Below are 21015 nucleotides of genomic sequence, written 5' to 3' on the forward strand. Positions count from 1 at the left end.
CCGCTCACGCGGCGGGTGCGGCATGAGGGGCATATGAGGGGTAATGTGTTGAAAGTCAATGAATGGCGTCGGCCCCGGTGCCGAAACACCGGGGCGTTGCCGTTCTGCCCGCCTTACGAATTGTGGTCGTAGGCGCTTTCGCCGTGCACTGCGAGGTCGAGCCCGTTGTGCTCGGTCTCCTCGTCCACCCGGAGCGGGGTGATCAGGCGGCAGAGGTAGATCAGCGCGAAGGTGACGACGATGGTGAACACCCCGACAATGGCGAGCGAGCCAAGCTGCGCCGCCCAGCTGCCCGCGCCAAAGGCCGCGATCATGATGGTGCCGAAGATGCCGCCCACGCCATGCACCGCCATCACGTCGAGCGTGTCGTCGATGCGCACCTTGTTGCGGATCAGGCCCACCGCCTCTTGGCAGAGGATGCCGGCCACAGCGCCGATCACCAGCGCTTCGATTGGCCCGACAAAGCCCGAGGCCGGGGTGATCGAGGCCAGCCCGGCGATGGTGCCCGTGACGGCGCCCACGACGGAGGCCTTGCCGTATTTGATCTTCTCCCAGAGCGCCCAGGTGAGGGTGGCCGTTGCGGCGGAGATATGGGTGACGGTCAGTGCCATGGCCGCGCCGCCATCTGCCGCCAGCTGCGAGCCGCCGTTGAAGCCAAACCAGCCGACCCAGAGCAGCGAAGCCCCGATAACCACATAGCCCGGGTTGTGTGGCGGCTTGTTGTCATCCTTCCGGCGGCCAAGCACGGCGGCAAGGATCAGCGCGGCGATCCCGGCGGTTTCATGCACTACGATGCCACCGGCAAAATCCTTCACCCCGGTTTCGCCGAAGATCCCGCCATCGGCCAAAAAGCCGCCGCCCCAGATCCAATGCACCACCGGCGCGTAGCACAGCAGCATCCAGAGGCCGGAGAAGAGCAGGACGAAGCCAAAGCCGATCCGCTCCACGTAGGCCCCGACGATGAGGGCCGGTGTGATGATGGCGAAGGTCATCTGGAAGGCGAAAAAGAGGATTTCTGGCAGGGTGCCTGAGAGGCTGTCGGCGGTGACGCCCATCAGGAACAGCTTGTCATAGCCGCCCCACCAACTCGTCGCCTCGCCAAAGGCAATGGAGTATCCGGCGGCGAGCCAGAGAACGCTCATCAAGCACGCGATGGCATAGCATTGCATAAAGACGCTGAGCACGTTGCGTGCCCTTACAAGCCCGCCGTAAAAAAGCGCCAGCCCCGGCAGCGTCATCATCAGCACCAGCGCTGTGGCCACGATGATCCATGCGGTATCGGCTCCAACCATCTCGTCCCCTCCTCGGTTTGAACGCCGGTGAAAGAGCCCTCGCGCAGTGCAAAGAAAAGCGGCGAGTGCCTCGGGTTGTGCCTTTCTTCGCGCCGCTTCGGTAAATGCACGCCATATGGGCGAAATGGCGGGGGCCTGCACAAAAAAATAACAGAAAAGAAAATGCTGCTCGCGGCGAATAAACCGGGCACCCGGGGCGTAAGGGAGGTGTCTGCATGGTGCAGGCCACGATTTGTCATTCATTCGGAGCTATTCAAATGATCAAGAATTCCCTTCTCGCCTTTCTCCTCATCCCCGGCGTGGCGCTGGCTGATGCTCATGGCGGCGCGGCTGTTGGCACGTTCGACATTGATGGCCAGCGCGTGCTGGTGAACGCGGCGCAGATGACGCTTTACACCTTCGACAAGGACGATGGCGCCACCTCCAGCTGCTATGACGGATGCGCGGGCAGTTGGCCTCCGGTGCTGGCCGAGGCCGGTGCCGCGCTGCCCGAGGGGTTTGCCCTGACCGAGCGCCGCGATGGCACCCGTCAGGTCACCTATAACGGGCAGCCGCTTTACCTCTGGGCCGGTGACAGCGCGCCCGGCGAGATGACCGGCGATGGCGTGGGCGGCGTTTGGCACGTGGCCAAGCCATAAGCGCTCCGGTGGCGGGCGAGGCCTTGGGCCGGAACCCCAGCGAGGAAAGGCTTGAACGCCCCGCCCGCCGCCGCTATACGCCCCCGGTGGCCGAAAGGCCTGATTCACCAACCAAGAAACGCCGTGGCCGCCCATTTCGCTTCGGGGGCGCGTCCGGCCAAGGAGAAGCGATATGAAACTCAATGAACTCCGTCCCGCCGACGGCTCCACCCATTCCAAAAAGCGCGTGGGCCGTGGACCCGGTTCCGGCAAGGGTAAAACCGCCGGTCGTGGTATCAAAGGTCAGAAGTCCCGTTCGGGTGTGGCCATCAACGGCTACGAGGGCGGCCAGATGCCGATCTACCAGCGTCTGCCCAAGCGCGGCTTCAACAAGCCGAACCGCAAGCAGTTCGCCGTGGTCAACCTCGGCCTGATCCAGAAATTCATCGACGCGGGCAAGCTTGAAGCCGGTTCCATCGACGAAGACGCGCTGGTGGCTTCGGGCCTCGTGCGCCGCAAGCTCGATGGCGTTCGCATCCTCGCCAAGGGTGAGCTGACTGCGAAAGTCGCGCTCAACGTGACCGGCGCTTCCAAGTCGGCCATCGAGGCCGTCGAGAAGGCTGGCGGCTCGCTTTCGGTCGCAGCCGCGGCGCAGGCTTCCGAGTAAACGGTTGTCGCTGGCGGCGCAGGCCCCTACATGGCTAATGACATACATGCGCCGCCGGTCCTGACAGGGCCCGGCGGCGCATCGGCATAACGAAAAGAGCACACTCCATGGCATCAGCAGCAGAGCAAATGGCCGCCAACATGAGCTGGGGGGCCATCGGCAAGGCCCCGGAGCTCCGGCAGCGTATCTTCTTCACTCTCGGGCTGCTGATTATCTATCGCCTCGGCACCTACATCCCGGTGCCCGGCATCGACGGCACCGCCTTGCGGGCCTTCGTGGAGCAGGCGAGCCAGGGCCTGGGCGGTGTGCTCAACATGTTCACCGGCGGCGCCATCGGCCGGATGGGCATCTTCGCCCTTGGCATCATGCCCTACATCTCTGCCTCGATCATCGTGCAGCTTCTCACGGCCATGGTGCCGGCGCTGGAGCAGCTGAAGAAAGAGGGCGAGCAGGGCCGCAAGAAGATCAACCAGTACACCCGCTACGGCACCGTGGCGCTGGCGACCTTTCAGGCCTATGGCCTTGCGGTCTCGCTGCAGAACGGCTCTGCCGATGGTGTGCCCTTCGTCAACGATCCGGGCCTGTTCTTCATCGCGTCCTGCGTTGTGACGCTGGTGGGCGGCACCATGTTCCTGATGTGGCTCGGTGAGCAGATCACCGCCCGCGGCATCGGCAACGGCATTTCGCTCATCATCTTCGTCGGCATCGTTGCCGAGCTGCCCGGCGCGCTGGCGCAGTTCTTCGTGCAGGGCCAAACCGGGGCCATCTCGGGCGGGGTGGTGATTGGCGTGATCTTCATGGTCTTCGCCGTGCTCACCTTCGTGGTGTTCATGGAGCGCAGCCTGCGCAAGATCCACATCCAGTACCCGCGCCGTCAGGTTGGCATGAAGGTCTATGACGGTGGCTCCTCGCACCTGCCGATCAAGGTGAACCCGGCGGGCGTGATCCCGGCGATCTTCGCCAGCTCGCTGCTGCTGCTGCCGACCACCATCAGCACCTTCTCGGGCAACCAGACCGGGCCGGTGATGAGCACAATCCTCGCCTACTTCGGCCCCGGCCAGCCGCTCTACCTGCTGTTCTTCGCCGGGATGATCGTGTTCTTCACCTATTTCTACACCCACAACGTTTCGTTCAAAACGGACGACGTCGCCGACAACCTGAAGAGCCAGAACGGCTTTGTCCCGGGCATCCGCCCCGGCAAGCGCACCGCCGAATACTTCGAGTATGTCGTCAACCGCATCCTCGTGCTCGGCTCGGCCTACCTTGCTCTGGTTTGCCTGCTGCCCGAAATGGTGCGCGGCGGCCTGGGCATCACGGCCTACTTCGGCGGCACCTCGATCCTGATCATCGTGTCGGTTGGCATGGACACCATTCAGCAGGTCCAGTCGCACCTTCTGGCACACCAGTACGAAAATCTCATTGAGCGTTCGCAGCTACGCGGTAAAAAGCGTGGAGGTCGTGGCCGGAGGGGGGCAGCTCGCAGATGAACATTATACTTCTCGGACCGCCGGGCGCGGGCAAGGGCACACAAGCCAAGATCCTCGTCGAGAGCGAAGGCATGGTGCAGCTTTCCACCGGTGACATGCTGCGCGCCGCGCGCACATCGGGCACCGAAATGGGCAAGCGCGTCGCCGAGGTGATGGACCGCGGAGACCTGGTGACCGACGAGATCGTCATCGGCCTTATCCGTGAAAAGCTCGAAGAGGCCCCCGAGAAGAGCTACATCTTCGACGGCTTCCCCCGCACCCTCAAGCAGGCCGATGCGCTTGGCGAATTGCTGGCCGAGTTTGGCCAGCCGCTCGACGTGGCGCTGGAGCTGCGGGTGAACGACGAGGCGCTGGTGGAGCGCATCCTCAACCGCGCCCGCGAGGCCGTAGCCGCCGGCGGCGAAGCCCGCGCGGATGACAACGAGGAAAGCCTCAAGACCCGCCTGCTCGCCTACTACAAGATGACCTCGCCACTAGTTGGCTACTACTACGCCAAGGGCCTCTACGCCCGCACCGATGGCCTCGCGCCGATCGAAGAGGTCTCGAAAGGCGTGCGCGAGAAGCTGGGCCTGGCTTGACGGCACCGAGTCAGCTGGCCCGACCTTCAGGCTTGTTGCCAGCGGCGTCCGACAATTCAGAGGAGGGGCATAGTGAACGGTGTCCCAAAAGGCTTGCAACTCGATGCAGACCGATTTGAGTCTGCCTCGCGTATGATGCGCATCCGGATGAGAGAAAGTGCCGAGGTGTTACTCGGTTTGGCGGTTGTTGGATTTCTGTCCGCCGTGCTTTCAACTGAAGGTCCATACATCAGAGGGCTCACGAGCGGTCTAACCTTAGCTTTCGTGATCTATACACTTGTAGAGTGGATCGAAGCTCGACGGCATCGGAAAGAGGCCGAGCGCATCGCGGAACTGTTCGAGCGGAACGGCTATTGGATTCATTTCGACAATGGCGAAGTCAGGGTGGCACCTTTGCATAATACGAACCACCGATAGATTGCGTAGCTACGTAGCTGGTTTTGGGACCGCGCGCTCCAAGCTTATTGGTAGGCGGGGCTTGTCACATTATTAGCTTGCCGGATAATTTGGTTTGTCAGGACGTTCGGAGCAGGCTTCCCTCAGTCGGGATTTTGCTGCATCCTGCCCGAGAGAGCGGCGCCCGACACGTCGGGATTGACAAATCCTGAACGTGCCCTTGACGCGCCGCCCAAATCCCCTTACTTGGGCGCTTCTCAACCGGGAATCGCCTGTCGCGACTCGGATGAGCCACCCATCGGCCCGAGGGCGCAAACCCTTCGGGCCTCTGTTGTGAAAAAAGGTTCTGGCAGCACGGAACCGCAACCGAAGGAAGACCATTTTGGCCCGTATCGCTGGGGTTAACATCCCGACTGCTAAGCGCGTTCCGATCGCGCTCACCTACATCCACGGCATTGGCAACGATTCCGCCCGCAAAATCTGCGAGGCCGTTGGCATCGACCTGACCCGCCGCGTGAACGAACTGTCTGACGCCGAAGTGCTCGCCGTGCGCGAACACATCGACGCCAACTACACCGTCGAAGGCGACCTTCGCCGCGACGTGCAGATGAACGTCAAGCGCCTGATGGACCTCGGCTGCTACCGCGGCCTGCGCCATCGTCGCAACCTCCCGGTGCGCGGTCAGCGGACCCACACCAACGCTCGCACCCGCAAAGGCCCCGCAAAGGCCATTGCCGGCAAGAAGAAATAAGGGAGGGCTGCACAGATGGCACGTGATACCCGCCGCACGAAGAAGAAGGTTTCCAAGAACATCGCCGCTGGCGTTGCGCATGTGAACTCTTCGTTCAACAACACCAAGATCCTCATCTCCGACGTTCAGGGCAATGCAATCGCATGGTCCTCCGCCGGTACGATGGGCTTCAAGGGCTCCCGGAAGTCGACCCCCTACGCCGCCCAGATGGCTGCTGAGGATGCCGGCAAAAAAGCACAGGACCACGGCGTGAAAACGCTTGAGGTTGAGGTGCAGGGCCCCGGCTCGGGCCGCGAAAGCGCGCTGCGTGCGCTGGCGGCTGTCGGGTTCAACATCACCTCGATCCGTGATGTCACCCCGATCGCCCACAACGGCTGCCGCCCGCCGAAGCGTCGCCGGGTCTGAATTGAGCACATTCTGCCGGGGGGCCGAGGCCGCCCGGCATGTCATTTTATCCTCGGGCGTTCGCAGGCAGGGACATGGGCTGCGAACTGGTATGGAGGCGACATACACATGATCCACAAAAACTGGCAGGAACTCATCAAACCCACGCAGCTTGACGTGAAGCCGGGCAATGACCCCGCGCGTCAGGCCACCGTCGTGGCTGAACCGCTGGAGCGGGGCTTCGGCCTGACGCTCGGCAACGCGCTGCGCCGCGTGCTGCTCTCCTCGCTGCAAGGCGCGGCGATCACCAGCGTTCAGATCGACAACGTGCTGCATGAGTTTTCCTCCATTGCAGGCGTCCGCGAGGACGTCACCGACGTGGTGCTCAACCTCAAGGGCGTCGCCATCCGTATGGAAGTTGACGGGCCCAAGCGCGTTTCGATCTCGGCCAAGGGCCCGGGCGTCGTGACCGCTGCCGACATTTCGGAAAGCGCAGGCATCGAGGTTCTGAACAAGGAACACGTGATCTGCCACCTCGATGACGGTGCCGATCTCTACGTCGAGCTGACCGTGAACACCGGCAAAGGCTACGTGGCGGCTGACAAGAACCGCCCCGAAGACGCGCCCATCGGCCTGATCCCGATCGACGCGATCTACTCGCCGGTCAAGAAGGTGTCTTACGATGTGCAGCCCACCCGTGAGGGCCAGGTGCTGGACTATGACAAGCTGACGCTGAAGCTCGAAACCGACGGTTCGGTGACGCCGGATGACGCCGTGGCCTTTGCCGCCCGCATCCTGCAGGACCAGCTCTCGATCTTCGTCAACTTCGACGAGCCCGAGGCCGCTGGCCGCCAGGACGAGGACGATGGCCTCGAGTTCAACCCGCTTCTGCTGAAGAAGGTGGACGAGCTGGAGCTTTCGGTGCGGTCTGCGAACTGCCTGAAGAACGACAACATCGTTTACATCGGCGACCTGATCCAGAAGACCGAAGCCGAGATGCTCCGCACCCCGAACTTCGGCCGCAAGTCGCTGAACGAGATCAAAGAGGTTCTCTCGGGCATGGGCCTGCACCTCGGCATGGACGTCGAAGAGTGGCCGCCGGAGAACATCGAAGATCTGGCCAAGAAGTTCGAAGACCAGTTCTGAGAATTCGTGGGGTGCGCTCCGGCGCGCCCCACATACGACCCGGGCATTCTGCCCCAAGGAGAGCCGTCGCTACGCACGCCGGCCAGACAAAGCAAAACAGCCCGTAGAGGGCACCTTTTAGGAGAAGAAACATGCGTCACGCCCGCGGATACCGCCGCCTGAATCGCACCCACGAGCACCGCAAGGCGCTCTTTGCCAACATGGCCGGCTCGCTCATCGAGCATGAACAGATCAAAACCACTCTGCCGAAAGCCAAAGAGCTGAAGCGGATCATGGACAAGCTCATCACCCTCGGCAAACGCGGCGATCTGCACGCCCGCCGTCAGGCATCCTCGCGCCTCAAGCAGGACGCCTACGTTGCCAAGCTCTTCGAAGTGCTCGGCCCGCGCTACGCCGAGCGCACCGGCGGCTACACCCGCGTGCTGAAGGCCGGCTTCCGCTACGGTGACATGGCCCCGATGGCCATCATCGAGCTGGTCGACCGCGACGTGGACGCCAAGGGCGCCGCCGACAAGGCCCGCCTTGAGGCTGAAGAAGCCACCGAATAAAGCCGCGCGACCACACCGAACACGAAAAGGCCCGCATGGTTCTCATGCGGGCCTTTTTCTGTGTTCCGCCTTGGTCGCGGCGAAGCGGGGTTCTCCTCGCTTCGAAAGCGCTTCAGGCTGCGTGGCCTACCCCGGGCGATTCTCCGGCGGCCAGTTTTTCGATGAGGGACAGGATTTGCCCATCTGCCACAGGCGTCGATCCGATAAATTCCAACAGATCGGCGCGAAGCAGGACGGGCAGCCTCATGAGCTGCGCAAAGGTTTCCGGCTTCATTTGTTGCATTCAACAACACTCCATTCGGTGTGTTCACTGGGGCTCAATTTAAGGTTGACTGGATTTGTGGCAACTTGTCTAAAAAGACATGTCTGACAAACAAAGGATTGATAGGGAACTCGCGGCCCTCAGCAAACTGGCCCCTGCTGGGTACCACGCCGGATTACATATTCGGTTCGCTTCTCCGCTTGTTACCTTTCAAACTTACAATCAGGCATGGACCGATCATTATACTGCGCAGGCTTACGTCATGCGTGATCCGATGATCGCCTGGGGGTTTTCCACAGAAGGGGAAACGCGGTGGAGTGAACTGGAATTGCCGGACCCATTCGGCATTCTGGAAGAAGCCGCGGAGTTTGGCCTGAAGTACGGGGTGCAGGTTTCTTGTGGCCCGATTTCTTCACGCACCATTGCAGGAGCAGCGCGAGCAGACCGCGAATTTGAAGCGGATGAGATGGCCGAGATCGGCAAGATCATTCGCAGGCTGCACGACCTGACAGAGCCTCCGGAAAGTTTGACCCAGGCACAGATAGATGCTCTGCGCCTGATTGCAGCAGGGGATCGTCACACTGCTGCAGCTGCCAAACTCAACATCTCCGAAAGCGCGCTCAAGGCCCGCCTCACCGCCGCACGGGAAAGGCTTCGCGCCCGCACCACGGCCGAGGCGCTCCAGCGGGCCAAGGAATACAGACTGCTCTAGCGTGCCGACCTCTCCTGCTAGGCGCAGGGCTTGCTTTACCAACCACCCAAGCAAGCAGGAGAAATGCGATGCAAACCACCACCCTCTCTTTCGCCAACCTTCACAACCACGGCGAACTCTTTGCCAACCTTTTTCGCGCCCGAAAACAAAGCTTTATCGTGCAGAACAACTGGGATCTGCCCGAGGCGATGGGCATGGAATTCGACCAGTACGACACCCCCGCCTCGCGTTGGGTTGCCGTGCATGACGGCACCGAGATTCTTGCCGGTATCCGGCTGACGCCCACCACGGCGCGCTGCGGCATCTACAGCTACATGATCCGCGATGCGCAAAGGCAGCTGCTCGATACCATCCCCGCCGATCTGCTCGACTACGAAGCCCCGGTTTCTGACACGGTCTGGGAATCGAGCCGCGTCTTCGTCAGCCACACCACGCCGATGAACATCCGCCGCCGGGTGCACGCGCATCTGATCATGGAGATGACAAACGCGGCCCGCGAACTGGGCGCATCCGAGGTGCTTGGCCTGATTCCCGCAAACTGGCCGCGTTGGGCCGGGCGCTGCGGGCTCAAGGCCAAGGCCGCTGGCCGGGTGATGGATTTCGACGGCCATGACAACCAGGTTGTGTCGATCGACCTGCGCGACAACATGCACTAACCCGCGACACCCTTGTCGTGTGCCCGGGGCGGCCCTGCGCTGCCCCGGGCGAAACGCTTCCCCTTGCCCGCGCAACGCCCTACATCTGGCCCATGGCCGATCTCTTCGACACCTCCGCCTCAGAGCCCGCCGCAGGCAGCGCCCCGCGCCCGCTGGCCGACAGGCTGCGCCCGGCGCGGTTGGAGGAGGTGATCGGGCAAGAGCATTTGCTTGCCCCCGATGCGCCATTGGGCGCAATGCTCGCCTCGGGCAGCCTCTCGTCACTCATCCTCTGGGGCCCGCCGGGCGTGGGCAAAACCACCATCGCCCGGTTGCTCGCCCATGAAACCGACCTCGCCTTCGTGCAGATCAGCGCCATCTTCACCGGCGTGCCCGAGCTGCGGAAGGTCTTTGAAGCGGCCAAGCACCGCCGCAGCAACGGGCAGGGCACGCTGCTCTTCGTCGACGAGATCCACCGGTTCAACAAGGCGCAGCAGGACGGCTTTCTGCCGCATATGGAAGACGGCACCATCGTGCTCGTCGGGGCAACCACCGAGAACCCGTCTTTCGAGCTCAACGCCGCTATCCTGAGCCGCGCGCAAGTGCTGGTGCTCAACCGGCTGGACGGCAAGGCGCTCGAAAAGCTGCTGCTGCGCGCCGAGCAGGAGGTGGGCCATGCGCTGCCGCTCACCGGCGAGGCTCGCGAGAGCCTGCTTGGCATGGCCGATGGCGACGGGCGCGCGCTGCTCAACCTCGTGGAGCAGGTGGCGGGCTGGAAGACCGATACCAAGCTCGACCCGAAGGCGCTTGCCGCCCGCCTGCAACGCCGCGCCGCGCAATATGACAAATCGGGCGATGGCCATTACAACCTGATCTCCGCCCTGCACAAATCCGTCCGCGGCTCTGACCCGGACGCCGCGCTCTACTGGTTCGCCCGGATGCTGGAGGGGGGAGAAGACCCGCGCTTTCTGGCCCGCCGCATCACCCGCATGGCGGTGGAAGACATCGGCCTTGCTGACCCGGCCGCGCAAACCCACTGCCTGCATGCCTGGGAAGTGTATGAGCGGCTCGGCTCCCCCGAGGGCGAACTGGCGCTGGCGCAAGCGCTCACCTACATCGCGCTCGCGCCCAAATCCAACGCGGTCTACGTCGCCTACAAGGCCGCCCGCGCCGCTGCCAAGAAAACCGGCTCCGAGCCACCGCCCAAGCACATCCTCAATGCGCCCACCAAGCTGATGAGCGAGCAGGGCTATGGCGATGGCTACCAATATGACCACGACGCCGAAGACGGCTTTTCGGGGCAAAACTACTTCCCCGACACCATGAAGCGCCCGGTCTGGTATCAGCCCGTCGAGCGCGGCTTTGAACGTGAGTTGAAAAAGCGCGTGGAGTGGTTTGCGGGACTCAGGGCCAAGCGAAACAAAGGCTAAGGCCAACCCCCTGTTTCAAAGCCTCTTTTCGGGCATGGCATTTCTGTGCCGGAGTGCACAGTCAGGCCAGTTTCATGCCGAGACATTACCTTTTGCGCTTCCAATTCACGACACATTTTCCGGATCATTTTGCCATAGTGGAGGGCACCAGGAAGACGCCTCAAGACAGAAGGAAGGGAAGAGCGATATGAGTGACGCAACCGGAGTTTACCGCACCACGCATTCGAGCGGTATGGAGGTCGCATTTGTGGACAAGGGTGTGGGAAATCCCATCGGTATTCCGCGTGAACGCTACGAAAGCAACGGCTACAAGCCGGCCTTCGAAGAGCTGCCGCAGAAGTAACCTGCGAATCTTAGCCTGATATCGAACCGGGCCATGGGATTGCTCCAGGAAAGCTCGCCCATGGTCCTGTTTGAAAGCCTGCCAAGTGGCAGGATGCCAGCCGGGTCGTATCTGGCAAGAGAACGACCCGGCTGGAGCCTCGATTACACCTTGATGGTGCCTTCGGTTGTTTTCACCTGAAGGCGCGCCATGCCGAGGTTCGCCTTGGCGCGGTCCAGTGCGACATAGATGAAGATGTCGGGGTTGGATGCCAGCGGGCGGATCAGGTGGATCTGGGTGCCCAGCGAGATCAAAATGTCTTCGATCGCGTCTTCGAGGCCCAGCGCCTTCATCGCGGCATTCTTGGCGCGCACGACTTCCATGTTGGCCGCACCAGCAACCTCAAGATCAAGGCCGCCGTTGCCTTCTTCAGCCGTCAGCATCATGCCGGAGTCGCTATCGACGAGGCAAGCGCCGATGAAGCCGTCAAGTTTGGTCAGGGATTTAAGGTCGGTACTCATGTTGGGTAACTCCAGGAAGTGTTTCAATGCCCAAGATTTGCTCCCCGTTCGTGGCCATAATCGGGCTGGATCATCCGGATAGTAGGGTTTTTGCGATTGGCGGCGAAAACTTGCAAGGCTCTGAAAATTTTAGATAAAGTTTAGACAGCGCCGTGCCTGGTGTCTCATTCGCGCCTTCTTTCGGTGTCATTTTCGGTATGTTTCACCGGATGGAGAAACAATCTTTCGCGCCCCGCCCGAGTCCCCTCGGCGGGCGTTTCAGCGCCCGCGCCGCCGCGTCAGAGCGGCCCTCGCCGCTTGACTCTCCCCCGCCCCCGCGCAAAACCGCGCCCATGTTACTTACAGTCGCAAACGTTGCCTTGGGCGGGGCCATCGGGGCCTCCCTGCGCTACCTTACCGGGGTGGCCACGCTTCGGCTGTTCGGCCCCGGCTTTCCTTGGGGCACGCTCACTGTCAATGTGATCGGCTCGCTGGTCATGGGGCTCTTCGCTTCTGTCGTTGCCCATCGCGGCGGGCAGGCCTGGGCCCCCTTCGTGATGACGGGCATGCTCGGCGGCTTCACCACCTTCTCGGCCTTCTCGCTCGATGCCGTCACGCTCTTCGAGCGTGGCCAGCTCGGCACGGCGGGCATATACGTGCTGGCCTCGGTTGTTCTTTCCATCCTCTGCCTCTTCGCGGGGCTGCTCATCGGCCGTGGCCTCTTCGCATGAGCCGCGTCCAGACCCTCCCCGTTTCCGCCGATGATGCCGGGCAGCGGCTTGATCGCTGGTTCCGCCGCATCTTTCCGCATGTGCCGCAGGGCCGGATCGAGAAGATGTGCCGCAAGGGCGAGATCCGGGTGGACGGTGGCCGGGTAAAGGCCGCCACCCGGTTGGAAGAGGGGCAGGAGGTGCGCATTCCGCCGCTGCCCGAGGGCGGCGCGCCAACGCCGACGAAGCGCAGCACCATCTCCGAGGCAGACGCGAAGATGATCCGCGATGCGGTGATCTGGAAGGATGACCATATCATCGCCCTCAACAAGCCCCCGGGCCTGCCAACGCAGGGCGGGTCGGGCCAAACCAAACATGTCGACGGGCTGGCCGAGGCGCTGCAATTCGATGCCGAGGACAAGCCCCGCCTTGTCCACCGGCTCGACAAGGACACCTCCGGCGTTCTCCTCCTCGCCCGCTCCCGGCGCATCGCCGCAGACCTGACCGCAGCGATCCGCCACAAGGAGACCCGCAAGATCTATTGGGCCGTGGTCGCGGGCGTGCCCCACCCCTACAACGGCGAAATCAAGTTTGGCCTCGTGAAGGCACCGGGCGGCAGGGGCGCGGGCGAGAAGATGCTCTGCGTCCTCCCGCGCGAAGTTGAATCCACCGAAGGCGCGAAGCGGGCTCATACGCTCTATTCCGCGCTCTACCGGGTGGCGGGCCGGGCCACATGGGTTGCGCTGGAGCCAATCACAGGCCGCACCCACCAGCTGCGCGCCCATATGGCCGAGATCGGCCACCCGATTGCCGGAGATGGCAAATACGGCGGCTCGCGGCAGGAGAACATGGGCGACGGCTGGGGCGCCAAGATGGGCGGCATCATCTCGGGCAAGCTGCACCTGCACGCCCGCTCGATGACCTTTCTGCATCCGGTCACAAAAAAGCCCGTCACCGTCACGGCGCCGCTGCCCGAGCACATGAAGGACACCTTCAACACCTTCGGCTGGACAGAAGACCTTGCCGCCGACGATCCCTTTGAGGATTACGGATGACCGCGCTGCGTTGCATCATCTTCGATGTCGACGGCACGCTGGTGGACAGCCAGAACGAGATTGTCGCCGCGATGACAGAGGGCTTTGCCGCCGTTGGCCGGGTGGCCCCGCCGCGCGCGCAGATCCTCTCCATCGTCGGCCTTTCGCTCGATGTGGGCATCGCTCGCCTGTGCCCCGAGGCCAGCCCGCAGGATGTGCAGACCATGGTGGCGGGCTATAAGGATGCTTTCGTGGAAATTCGCCGCACATCTGAGCCGGCGGTATTCTATCCGGGCATGCGCGAGCTGCTGGATGATCTTGCCCGCACGCCCGAAAACCTGCTCTGCGTTGCCACCGGAAAATCCCGCCGCGGGCTTGATGCGCTGTTTAAGTCGTCGGGGCTTGCGGGTGTGTTTACCTCCGAGCAGGTGTCAGACCATCACCCCTCCAAGCCGCATCCGGCGATGCTGGAGGCCGCGCAGCGCGAAACCGGCTGCGAGGCCGGGCAGGCGGTGATGATCGGGGATACCAGTTTTGACATGGAGATGGCCCGCAACGCCGGGATCGCCGGGCTTGGCGTGAGCTGGGGCTACCACCCGCCGGGCGCGCTGATCGAGGCGGGCGCGGGCGAAGTTGTAGACGAAGCCGGGGCGCTGCCGGAGGCGATCCTGCGGGCGACGGGAGGCTGAGACATGGCGGAGTGGGCAGCAAAACGATTCTGGAAAGCGGCCAACGTGGTGCCCGAGGGCGAGAGCTTTGCCGTGCATCTCGACGGTCGCCCGCTGAAAACCCCGGCCAAGGCTGCGCTGCTGTTGCCGAGTGAGCCGCTGGCCCATGCCGTGGCCGCCGAATGGGAGGCACAGGGCGATAAGATCAACCCGGCCACCATGCCCTTCACCCGCTCCGCCAACTCCGCAATCGACCGGGTGGCCCCACAACACGCCGAAGTGACCGAGATCGTCGCCGCCTATGGCGAGAGTGACCTGATCTGCTATCGCGCTGAGAGCCCCGCCGCCCTCGTCGCTCGCCAGGCCGAAGCCTGGGATCCGCTGGTGGACTGGGCGCGCGATGTGCTGAACGCGCCGCTCATCATGACAACAGGGGTGATGCATGTGCGCCAACCGGCCACCAGCGTCGAGGTTCTGCGGGCGCTGGTCAAACGGCAGGATGCCTTTGCACTGACGGCGCTGCATGACCTGACAGCCCTGTCTGGTTCGCTTATTATCGGTTTTGCCGCGCTGGAGGGGCAGGCCACACCCGAGGAGCTCTGGGCGCTGAGCCGGGTGGATGAAGACTGGCAGATCGCTCAATGGGGCGAGGATGAAGAGGCCACCGAGGTCGCCGCCCGCAAACGGGGTGATTTTTTGCATGCGGCGGCCCTGCACCGCATCTCCCGCCCGACTGCCTGATTCTCAACGTTTCGCTTATTAGGCGAGTGCCGTAGGGGAATTGCCCAAGATTCGGGCAATTTTCTCTTTTCCACCAAGGAACACCCCAGCGGCGCACTTGACGTTTCGCAACGAATTCGGCCAACTTGACCCACTTCTGTGGTGTCACAACGCTTTGGGCACTCTACTCACGCATATCGGCGCATTCGTCGGTACCCATCACGGAAAGCCGTATCAAAACGGCACCGGAAGATCAGGAAGAGGTAAAAATGAAAAAATCGCTATTTCTTGGCGCAGTAACCGCCGCTGGCCTTGCCGCCACCGCTGGCGCTGCGGCGACGCTTGACGACGTGAAGGCACGCGGCAAGCTGAACTGCGGCGTGGCGACCGGCGTGCCCGGCTTTGCCGCGCCCAACGCCTCGGGCGAGTGGGAGGGCTTCGACGTGGCCGTCTGCCGCGCCGTTGCCGCCGCCGTGCTGAGCGACCCGACCGCTGTCGAGTTTGTGCCCACCACCGGCAAAACCCGCTTCACCGCTCTTGCCTCCGGCGAGATCGACATGCTGGCCCGCAACACCACCTGGACCTTCTCGCGCGACGTGGACCTCAAGTTCACCTTCGTCGGCGTGAACTACTACGACGGTCAGGGCTTCATGGTGCCCAAGGAGCTGGGCGTGAGCTCGGCCAAAGAACTCGACGGCGCCACCGTCTGCATCCAGACCGGCACCACCACCGAGCTCAACCTCGCGGACTTCTTCCGTGTGAACAACATGAGCTACGAGCCGGTGCCGATCGAAACCAACGCCGAGGCCCAGCAGCAGTACCTCGCTGGCGCCTGTGACGTGTACACCACCGACGCTTCCGGCCTCGCCGCGACGCGCTCCACCTTCGAGAACGCGGCAGACCACGTGATCCTGCCCGAGATCATCTCCAAGGAGCCGCTCGGCCCGCTCGTGCGCCACGGCGACAGCGAATGGGGTGACATCGTTCGCTGGTCGCTCAACGCGATGATCGCCGCCGAAGAGTATGGCGTGACCTCCGCCAACGTTGGCGAGATGTCGATGGAAGCCGGTGACAACCCGGAAGTGAACCGCCTGCTGGGCACCGAGGGCAACCTCGGCGAGATGCTCGGCCTCGAGGCTGACTGGGCCAAGAAGATCATCGAGAACGTGGGCAACTACGGCGAAGTCTTCGGCGGCACCATCGGTGAGAGCACTCCGATCGGTCTGTCGCGCGGGCTCAACGCCCAGTGGACCGACGGCGGCCTGCTCTACGCACCGCCGTTCCGGTAAGAAAACAGCAGGGGGCGCGGACCGAAAGGCCGCGCCCCTTCGCGATCGGGGACAAGACCAATTCAATAACAGCTGCACCCAATGGCTCGCGGGTCCGCGCCCGCAGACGGGGAAGGTGTAGCCACACATAGCTCGGGGGAGCGCCAACATGGCAACTGTCACGGATCCGCCGAAGGCTGGCTTCAGGCCTTCCATGCTCATCTACGACACCCGCTACCGGTCGATGACGATTCAGGTGGTGGCATTGATCGGGTTCCTGCTGCTGGTGGGATTCCTCATCAGCAACACGGCGCAAAACCTCGCAACCAGCGGCAAGACGGTGAGCTTCGGCTTTCTCGGTGAGCCTGCGGGCTATGACATCAACCAGACACTGATCGAATACGACAACCAGAACTCGCACCTGCGCGCGGCCTTCATCGGCCTGCTCAACACGCTTCTGGTGGCCGTTCTGGGCTGCATCACCGCTACCGTTATCGGGGTGATCGTCGGCGTTCTGCGGCTGTCGCCCAACTGGCTCATCGGCCGGTTGATGACCGTTTACGTCGAGATGTTCCGCAATGTGCCGGTCCTGCTCTGGATCGTCTTTGCTATGGCGATCCTGATCGAAACCCTCCCTGCGCCACGCGCTTTCCGAGGGGAAGACCCGGAAGCGACGATGAAGGTGTTCGATACCGTCGCCGTCACCAACCGTGGGGTCTATATCCCCGAGCCGCTGTTCTCGCGCTCGCTGGGAGATATTCACCTCTTCGGCAACAGCTCGCTGAACTTCGACATCAGCATCGACCTGCTGCTGATCATCGCAGTGGTCGTCGGCGGCATCATGGGCGCGGGCTTCATCAAGCGCCGGGCCGACCGCATTCAAGAGGCCACGGGCGTGCGCCCGACCACTTGGTATTTGCGCCTTGCCTGCTTTGTCCTGCCGCTGCTGATCGTGCTTGTCGCACTGGGCTTTCACCTCGGCTACCCGGCGCTGAAGGGCTTCAACTTTCAGGGCGGCACCTACATGAGGAACTCCCTCATCGCGCTTTGGCTGGCCCTGTCGCTCTACACTGCGGCCTTCATTGCCGAGAACGTGCGCGCCGGTATCCTCGCCATCTCAGGCGGGCAAACCGAGGCCGCCGCCGCGCTGGGCCTGCGCCCCAAGCGGATCATGAGCCTCGTCGTTTTGCCCCAGGCGCTGCGGGTGATCATCCCGCCGCTGATTTCGCAGTATCTGAACCTGACCAAAAACAGCTCGCTCGCCATTGCGGTGGGCTACATGGACCTGACCGGCACGCTGATGGGCATCACCCTCAACCAGACCGGCAAGGAACTGGAGACGCTGCTTCTGGGCATGCTGATCTACCTCATCATTTCGCTGAGCATCTCGGCGTTCATGAACTGGTACAACAACCGCGTTAAACTGGTGGAGAGGTAAGATGAGCAACACGCACGCCGATACCGTTGCCTATGTCCGCGACACCATGCTGGAGCAGCGCGAGCCGCCGCTTTCCACCATCGGGATTTTGGGCTGGGGCAAGCAAAACCTCTTCACCGGGCCATTCAACACCATCGTCACCATCCTCTGCACCGCCTTCGTGGTTTGGATCCTATGGATGCTGGTGCCTTGGTTCTTTGCGCCCACGTGGAACGCCACCTCGCTGTCGGAATGCCGCGAGATGCTCACCGCCGCCGGAATGGTGGGGGAGCACGGCACCTCGGGTGCCTGCTGGGGGGTGATCCGCGAACGCTGGATTCAGCTCCTGTTCGGCTTCTACCCCGCCGAGCTCTATTGGCGCCCGATGGCGGCCTTCCTGCTGCTCTTCGTGGCGCTGGCGCCGGTGCTGTTCTCCGACCGGGTGCCATCGCAACTGCTCTGGTTCAGCGCCATTTACCCCTTCCTGTTTCCGTGGCTGCTTTGGGGCGGCACCATCTGGGCACCGATCTGTGCGGCGCTGGGCTTCGTGATCCTCTGGGCCATGGTCAAGTTCACCAGTGAGGTGATCAGCCAGCTCGGCGCGATCATCCTAGCTGTCGTGGCCGCGCTGCTCTGGTGGCTCTTGATCTCAGGTTATGTGCAGCAAGGGCTGGCCGCGGTCATCCCGCTGGGGCTCGAAACCGTCGCCTCGCGCGACTTCGGCGGGCTGATGCTGTCTATCACCATCGGCGTGGTGGCCATTGCCTGCTCCCTGCCGCTGGGCATCGTTCTGGCGCTGGGCCGCCAGTCCGACCTGCTGATCGTCAAGGCGCTCTGCGTCGGCTTCATCGAGTTCATTCGGGGCGTGCCGCTGATCACGCTGCTGTTCGTGGCCTCGACGCTGCTGAACATCTTCCTGCCGCCGGGCACCAACTTCGACATCATCCTGCGCGTGATCATCATGGCCACGCTGTTCGCCTCCGCCTACATGGCCGAGGTCATCCGCGGTGGCCTCGCGGCCCTGCCCAAGGGCCAGTACGAGGGGGCCGACAGCCTTGGCCTCGACTACTGGCAGGCGCAGCGCCTCATCATCATGCCGCAGGCGCTGAAGATTTCGATCCCGGGCATCGTCAGCACGTTCATCGGCCTCTTCAAGGACACCACGCTTGTCTCGGTGATCGGCTTGTTCGACCCGCTGGGCCTGTCCAACGCGATCCGCGCCGACCAGGCTTGGAACGGGGTGGTTTGGGAGCTTTACGGCTTCATCGCCTTGCTGTTCTTCATCTTCTGCTTCGGCATGTCCCGCTATTCCATGTATCTGGAGCGCAAGCTTCAGACTGGCCACCGTTAAGGAGCCCCACCCATGTCTGACCTGGCAACAGACCGTCAAATCGACCGTTCCAAGATGCAGGTGAGCGACGAGGTCGCCATCGAAATCAGCAACATGAACAAGTGGTATGGCACCTTCCACGTGCTGCGCGACATCGACCTGACGGTCAATCGCGGCGAGCGGATCGTCATCGCGGGGCCCTCGGGCTCGGGTAAGTCCACCCTGATCCGCTGCATCAACCGGCTGGAAGAGCACCAGGAGGGCAAGATCATCGTTGACGGGACCGAGCTGACCTCGGACCTCAAGAACATCGACAAGATCCGCTCTGAGGTTGGCATGTGCTTTCAGCACTTCAACCTCTTCCCCCATCTGACCATCCTCGAAAACTGCACGCTCGCGCCCATCTGGGTCCGCAAGGTGCCGAAGAAGGAAGCCGAAGAGACGGCGATGCACTTCCTCGAAAAGGTGAAGATCCCCGAGCAGGCCGACAAGTACCCCGGCCAGCTTTCGGGCGGTCAGCAGCAGCGCGTGGCCATCGCCCGCTCGCTCTGTATGAAGCCCCGGATCATGCTCTTTGACGAGCCCACCTCGGCGCTTGACCCGGAGATGATCAAGGAAGTGCTCGACACCATGATCGAGCTGGCCGAAGAAGGCATGACCATGCTCTGCGTGACCCACGAAATGGGCTTTGCCCGGCAGGTCGCCAACCGGGTGATCTTCATGGACGCGGGCCAGATCGTGGAGCAGAACGAGCCCGAGGAGTTCTTCAACAACCCCAAGAGCGAGCGGACCAAGCTGTTCCTCAGCCAGATCCTCGGCCACTGATATCGGGGGGCACTGGCCCACCACCCAACACAAAGCCTCGGGCTCAGCCCGGGGCTTTTTTGTGCCCGCAACCTTCCGCCGCAAACTAGGTGGATATCAACTTTTATTTCGCCCTGAAGCCCGCCGGTGTTAACCTCCCGGAAGGGAGGGCGAATCTGATGGCGAAACTTTTGATCGGCACGACCAAGGGTGCCTTCATCCTAGACGGGGCGCAGGACCGCTGCGGTTGGGCCGTGTCTGGCCCGCATTGCGACGCCTGGTGCATCAACCACGCCATCGGAGACCCGGACACAGGCACCATCTGGGCGGGCGGTGGCAGCAGTTTTACCGGCGCGGGCATATGGCGCTCGCAGGATGGCGGCGCAACTTGGCAGAACACCCGGCTCACCAAGGGCGAGATGGATGATTGGGCGGCGGATGACCCCGACACGGCCAAGTTCTTCGGCATCACCGGCGCGCCGCTGCCCTTTGAGAGCGCCTTCAGCCAAGTCTGGTCTCTCAACTACGCGCACGGCACGCTCCACGCAGGCACCAAGCCCGCCAGCCTGCTGGCCAGCACCGACGGGGGCGCAACCTTTGAGGCGGTCGCGGGCCTCACCAACCACCCCTCCGCCGAAAGCTGGAGCCCCGGTGCGGCGGGGCTGACCCTGCACACCATCGTCGCCCACCCGACCGACCCGGCCAAAACGTGGGTGGCCCTCACTGCAGCCGGGGTGTTTGCCTCCGAAGACAGCGGCAAAAGCTGGGAGCGGCGCAACCGCCTCTCCAATGCCGAGGCCTGCGAGGGCCACAGCCACCCGGCGGCCCCGCAAGGCGGCGAAACCGGCCATTGCGTTCACAACATGATGCGCGCGCCGGGGCAGGGCGATCTGCTCTATCAGCAAAATCACCACGGCGTCTGGCGCTCGCCGGACGGTGGGCGCAGCTGGGAGGATATCACCCCCGGCCTGCCCTCCACCTTCGGCTTTCCGATCCGCGTTCACCCGTCAGACCCGCACACCCTTTGGTGCATCCCGCTCAACGGAGACAGCCAAGGCCGCTTTCCGCCCGAAGCGGCCTGCGCCGTCTGGCGCTCGCGGGATGGGGGCGAAAGCTGGCAGGCGATGCGCAAGGGGCTGCCGCAAGAGGCCTGCTACTTCACCGTGCTGCGGCAGGCCATGGCAGGCGACAGCCGCACGCCTGCAGGCGTTTACTTCGGCACAAACAGCGGCTCGGTCTTTGCCAGCACAGATGAGGGCGACAGGTGGGATGAGATCGCACGCCACCTGCCCACCATCCTCGCGGTCGAAGTGATGGATGCGGCCTGAGCCTGGCGG

Annotated in this window: 24 protein-coding genes; 21 read left to right on the top strand and 3 right to left on the bottom strand. The window is 63.0% G+C overall.

Going from position 1 to position 21015, the window contains the following annotated elements; genetic code table 11:
- Positions 1 to 113: 113 nt before the first annotated feature.
- Positions 114 to 1292 (bottom strand): ammonium transporter, encoded by a 1179-nt coding sequence (locus tag FHY55_RS02525; RefSeq protein WP_140012692.1) that lies wholly within the window; start codon positions 1290 to 1292, stop codon positions 114 to 116.
- A gap of 257 nt (positions 1293 to 1549) precedes the next feature.
- Between FHY55_RS02525 and FHY55_RS02530 the strand changes: the two genes are divergently transcribed.
- The 8 genes from FHY55_RS02530 (at position 1550) to rplQ (ending at position 7866) form a co-directional block, all read left to right on the top strand.
- On the top strand, positions 1550 to 1930 hold the full coding sequence (locus FHY55_RS02530; protein WP_140012693.1) for a hypothetical protein: 381 nt from the start codon (positions 1550 to 1552) through the stop codon (positions 1928 to 1930).
- Positions 1931 to 2102: 172 nt separating this feature from the next.
- Complete coding sequence (rplO, locus tag FHY55_RS02535) at positions 2103 to 2576, top strand: 50S ribosomal protein L15 (protein WP_140012694.1); 474 nt, start codon at positions 2103 to 2105, stop codon at positions 2574 to 2576.
- Between the two features lie 107 nt (positions 2577 to 2683).
- A complete protein-coding gene (secY, locus tag FHY55_RS02540; RefSeq protein ID WP_140012695.1) occupies positions 2684 to 4063 on the top strand; it encodes a preprotein translocase subunit SecY in 1380 nt (459 codons plus the stop codon).
- Positions 4060 to 4641: an adenylate kinase gene (locus FHY55_RS02545; RefSeq protein WP_140012696.1), complete on the top strand. Its 582-nt coding sequence runs from the start codon at positions 4060 to 4062 to the stop codon at positions 4639 to 4641. The genes secY and FHY55_RS02545 overlap by 4 nt, the downstream gene beginning before the upstream one ends.
- A gap of 778 nt (positions 4642 to 5419) precedes the next feature.
- Entirely contained in the window at positions 5420 to 5788 is a 369-nt protein-coding gene (gene rpsM, locus FHY55_RS02555) for a 30S ribosomal protein S13 (protein ID WP_140012698.1), read from the top strand.
- 15 nt (positions 5789 to 5803) lie between these two features.
- Positions 5804 to 6193, top strand: coding sequence for a 30S ribosomal protein S11 (gene rpsK / locus FHY55_RS02560; protein ID WP_140012699.1), 390 nt, complete (start codon positions 5804 to 5806; stop codon positions 6191 to 6193).
- Positions 6194 to 6301: 108 nt separating this feature from the next.
- Positions 6302 to 7318 (top strand): DNA-directed RNA polymerase subunit alpha, encoded by a 1017-nt coding sequence (locus FHY55_RS02565; RefSeq protein WP_140012700.1) that lies wholly within the window; start codon positions 6302 to 6304, stop codon positions 7316 to 7318.
- 131 nt (positions 7319 to 7449) lie between these two features.
- Entirely contained in the window at positions 7450 to 7866 is a 417-nt protein-coding gene (gene rplQ, locus FHY55_RS02570) for a 50S ribosomal protein L17 (RefSeq protein ID WP_140012701.1), read from the top strand.
- 112 nt (positions 7867 to 7978) lie between these two features.
- On the opposite strand, the gene FHY55_RS20415 is transcribed toward rplQ, so the two are convergent.
- The gene (locus FHY55_RS20415) at positions 7979 to 8149 is read right to left on the bottom strand and encodes a hypothetical protein (protein WP_168222914.1); all 171 of its coding nucleotides are present in this window, start codon (positions 8147 to 8149) and stop codon (positions 7979 to 7981) included.
- A gap of 79 nt (positions 8150 to 8228) precedes the next feature.
- Here FHY55_RS20415 and FHY55_RS02575 point away from each other — a divergent pair, with 79 nt between their 5' ends.
- The 4 genes from FHY55_RS02575 (at position 8229) to FHY55_RS20420 (ending at position 11248) form a co-directional block, all read left to right on the top strand.
- Positions 8229 to 8840: an autoinducer binding domain-containing protein gene (locus tag FHY55_RS02575; protein WP_140012702.1), complete on the top strand. Its 612-nt coding sequence runs from the start codon at positions 8229 to 8231 to the stop codon at positions 8838 to 8840.
- 68 nt (positions 8841 to 8908) lie between these two features.
- Entirely contained in the window at positions 8909 to 9496 is a 588-nt protein-coding gene (locus FHY55_RS02580) for an acyl-homoserine-lactone synthase (protein WP_140012703.1), read from the top strand.
- Between the two features lie 92 nt (positions 9497 to 9588).
- Positions 9589 to 10905, top strand: a complete 1317-nt coding sequence (locus FHY55_RS02585) for a replication-associated recombination protein A (RefSeq protein WP_140012704.1) — start codon at positions 9589 to 9591, stop codon at positions 10903 to 10905.
- Between the two features lie 187 nt (positions 10906 to 11092).
- The gene (locus tag FHY55_RS20420) at positions 11093 to 11248 is read left to right on the top strand and encodes a hypothetical protein (protein WP_168222915.1); all 156 of its coding nucleotides are present in this window, start codon (positions 11093 to 11095) and stop codon (positions 11246 to 11248) included.
- A gap of 143 nt (positions 11249 to 11391) precedes the next feature.
- Here FHY55_RS20420 and FHY55_RS02590 read toward each other — a convergent pair whose 3' ends face one another.
- Positions 11392 to 11748, bottom strand: a complete 357-nt coding sequence (locus tag FHY55_RS02590) for a roadblock/LC7 domain-containing protein (protein WP_140012705.1) — start codon at positions 11746 to 11748, stop codon at positions 11392 to 11394.
- A gap of 332 nt (positions 11749 to 12080) precedes the next feature.
- Here FHY55_RS02590 and crcB point away from each other — a divergent pair, with 332 nt between their 5' ends.
- From crcB to FHY55_RS02635, 9 genes are all read left to right on the top strand, one after another.
- Positions 12081 to 12458, top strand: coding sequence for a fluoride efflux transporter CrcB (gene crcB / locus FHY55_RS02595; RefSeq protein ID WP_140012706.1), 378 nt, complete (start codon positions 12081 to 12083; stop codon positions 12456 to 12458).
- Positions 12455 to 13492 carry an RluA family pseudouridine synthase gene (locus FHY55_RS02600; protein WP_140012707.1) on the top strand — a complete coding sequence of 346 codons (1038 nt, stop codon included), beginning with the start codon at positions 12455 to 12457 and terminating at the stop codon, positions 13490 to 13492. The genes crcB and FHY55_RS02600 overlap by 4 nt, the downstream gene beginning before the upstream one ends.
- On the top strand, positions 13489 to 14160 hold the full coding sequence (locus FHY55_RS02605; RefSeq protein WP_140012708.1) for an HAD-IA family hydrolase: 672 nt from the start codon (positions 13489 to 13491) through the stop codon (positions 14158 to 14160). The genes FHY55_RS02600 and FHY55_RS02605 overlap by 4 nt, the downstream gene beginning before the upstream one ends.
- A 3-nt stretch (positions 14161 to 14163) precedes the next feature.
- Positions 14164 to 14880 (top strand): ATP12 family chaperone protein, encoded by a 717-nt coding sequence (locus FHY55_RS02610; RefSeq protein WP_140012709.1) that lies wholly within the window; start codon positions 14164 to 14166, stop codon positions 14878 to 14880.
- A 248-nt stretch (positions 14881 to 15128) separates the two neighbouring features.
- On the top strand, positions 15129 to 16148 hold the full coding sequence (locus FHY55_RS02615) for an amino acid ABC transporter substrate-binding protein (RefSeq protein WP_140012710.1): 1020 nt from the start codon (positions 15129 to 15131) through the stop codon (positions 16146 to 16148).
- Between the two features lie 148 nt (positions 16149 to 16296).
- Complete coding sequence (locus tag FHY55_RS02620) at positions 16297 to 17565, top strand: amino acid ABC transporter permease (protein ID WP_140012711.1); 1269 nt, start codon at positions 16297 to 16299, stop codon at positions 17563 to 17565.
- Between the two features lies 1 nt (position 17566).
- Positions 17567 to 18895: an amino acid ABC transporter permease gene (locus FHY55_RS02625; protein ID WP_140012712.1), complete on the top strand. Its 1329-nt coding sequence runs from the start codon at positions 17567 to 17569 to the stop codon at positions 18893 to 18895.
- Positions 18896 to 18907: 12 nt separating this feature from the next.
- Positions 18908 to 19699 carry an amino acid ABC transporter ATP-binding protein gene (locus FHY55_RS02630; RefSeq protein WP_140012713.1) on the top strand — a complete coding sequence of 264 codons (792 nt, stop codon included), beginning with the start codon at positions 18908 to 18910 and terminating at the stop codon, positions 19697 to 19699.
- Positions 19700 to 19857: 158 nt separating this feature from the next.
- Positions 19858 to 21006, top strand: a complete 1149-nt coding sequence (locus FHY55_RS02635) for a sialidase family protein (RefSeq protein WP_140012714.1) — start codon at positions 19858 to 19860, stop codon at positions 21004 to 21006.
- Positions 21007 to 21015 lie beyond the last annotated feature (9 nt).

The organism is Oceanicola sp. D3 (genome assembly GCF_006351965.1).
Lineage (GTDB): Bacteria > Pseudomonadota > Alphaproteobacteria > Rhodobacterales > Rhodobacteraceae > Vannielia.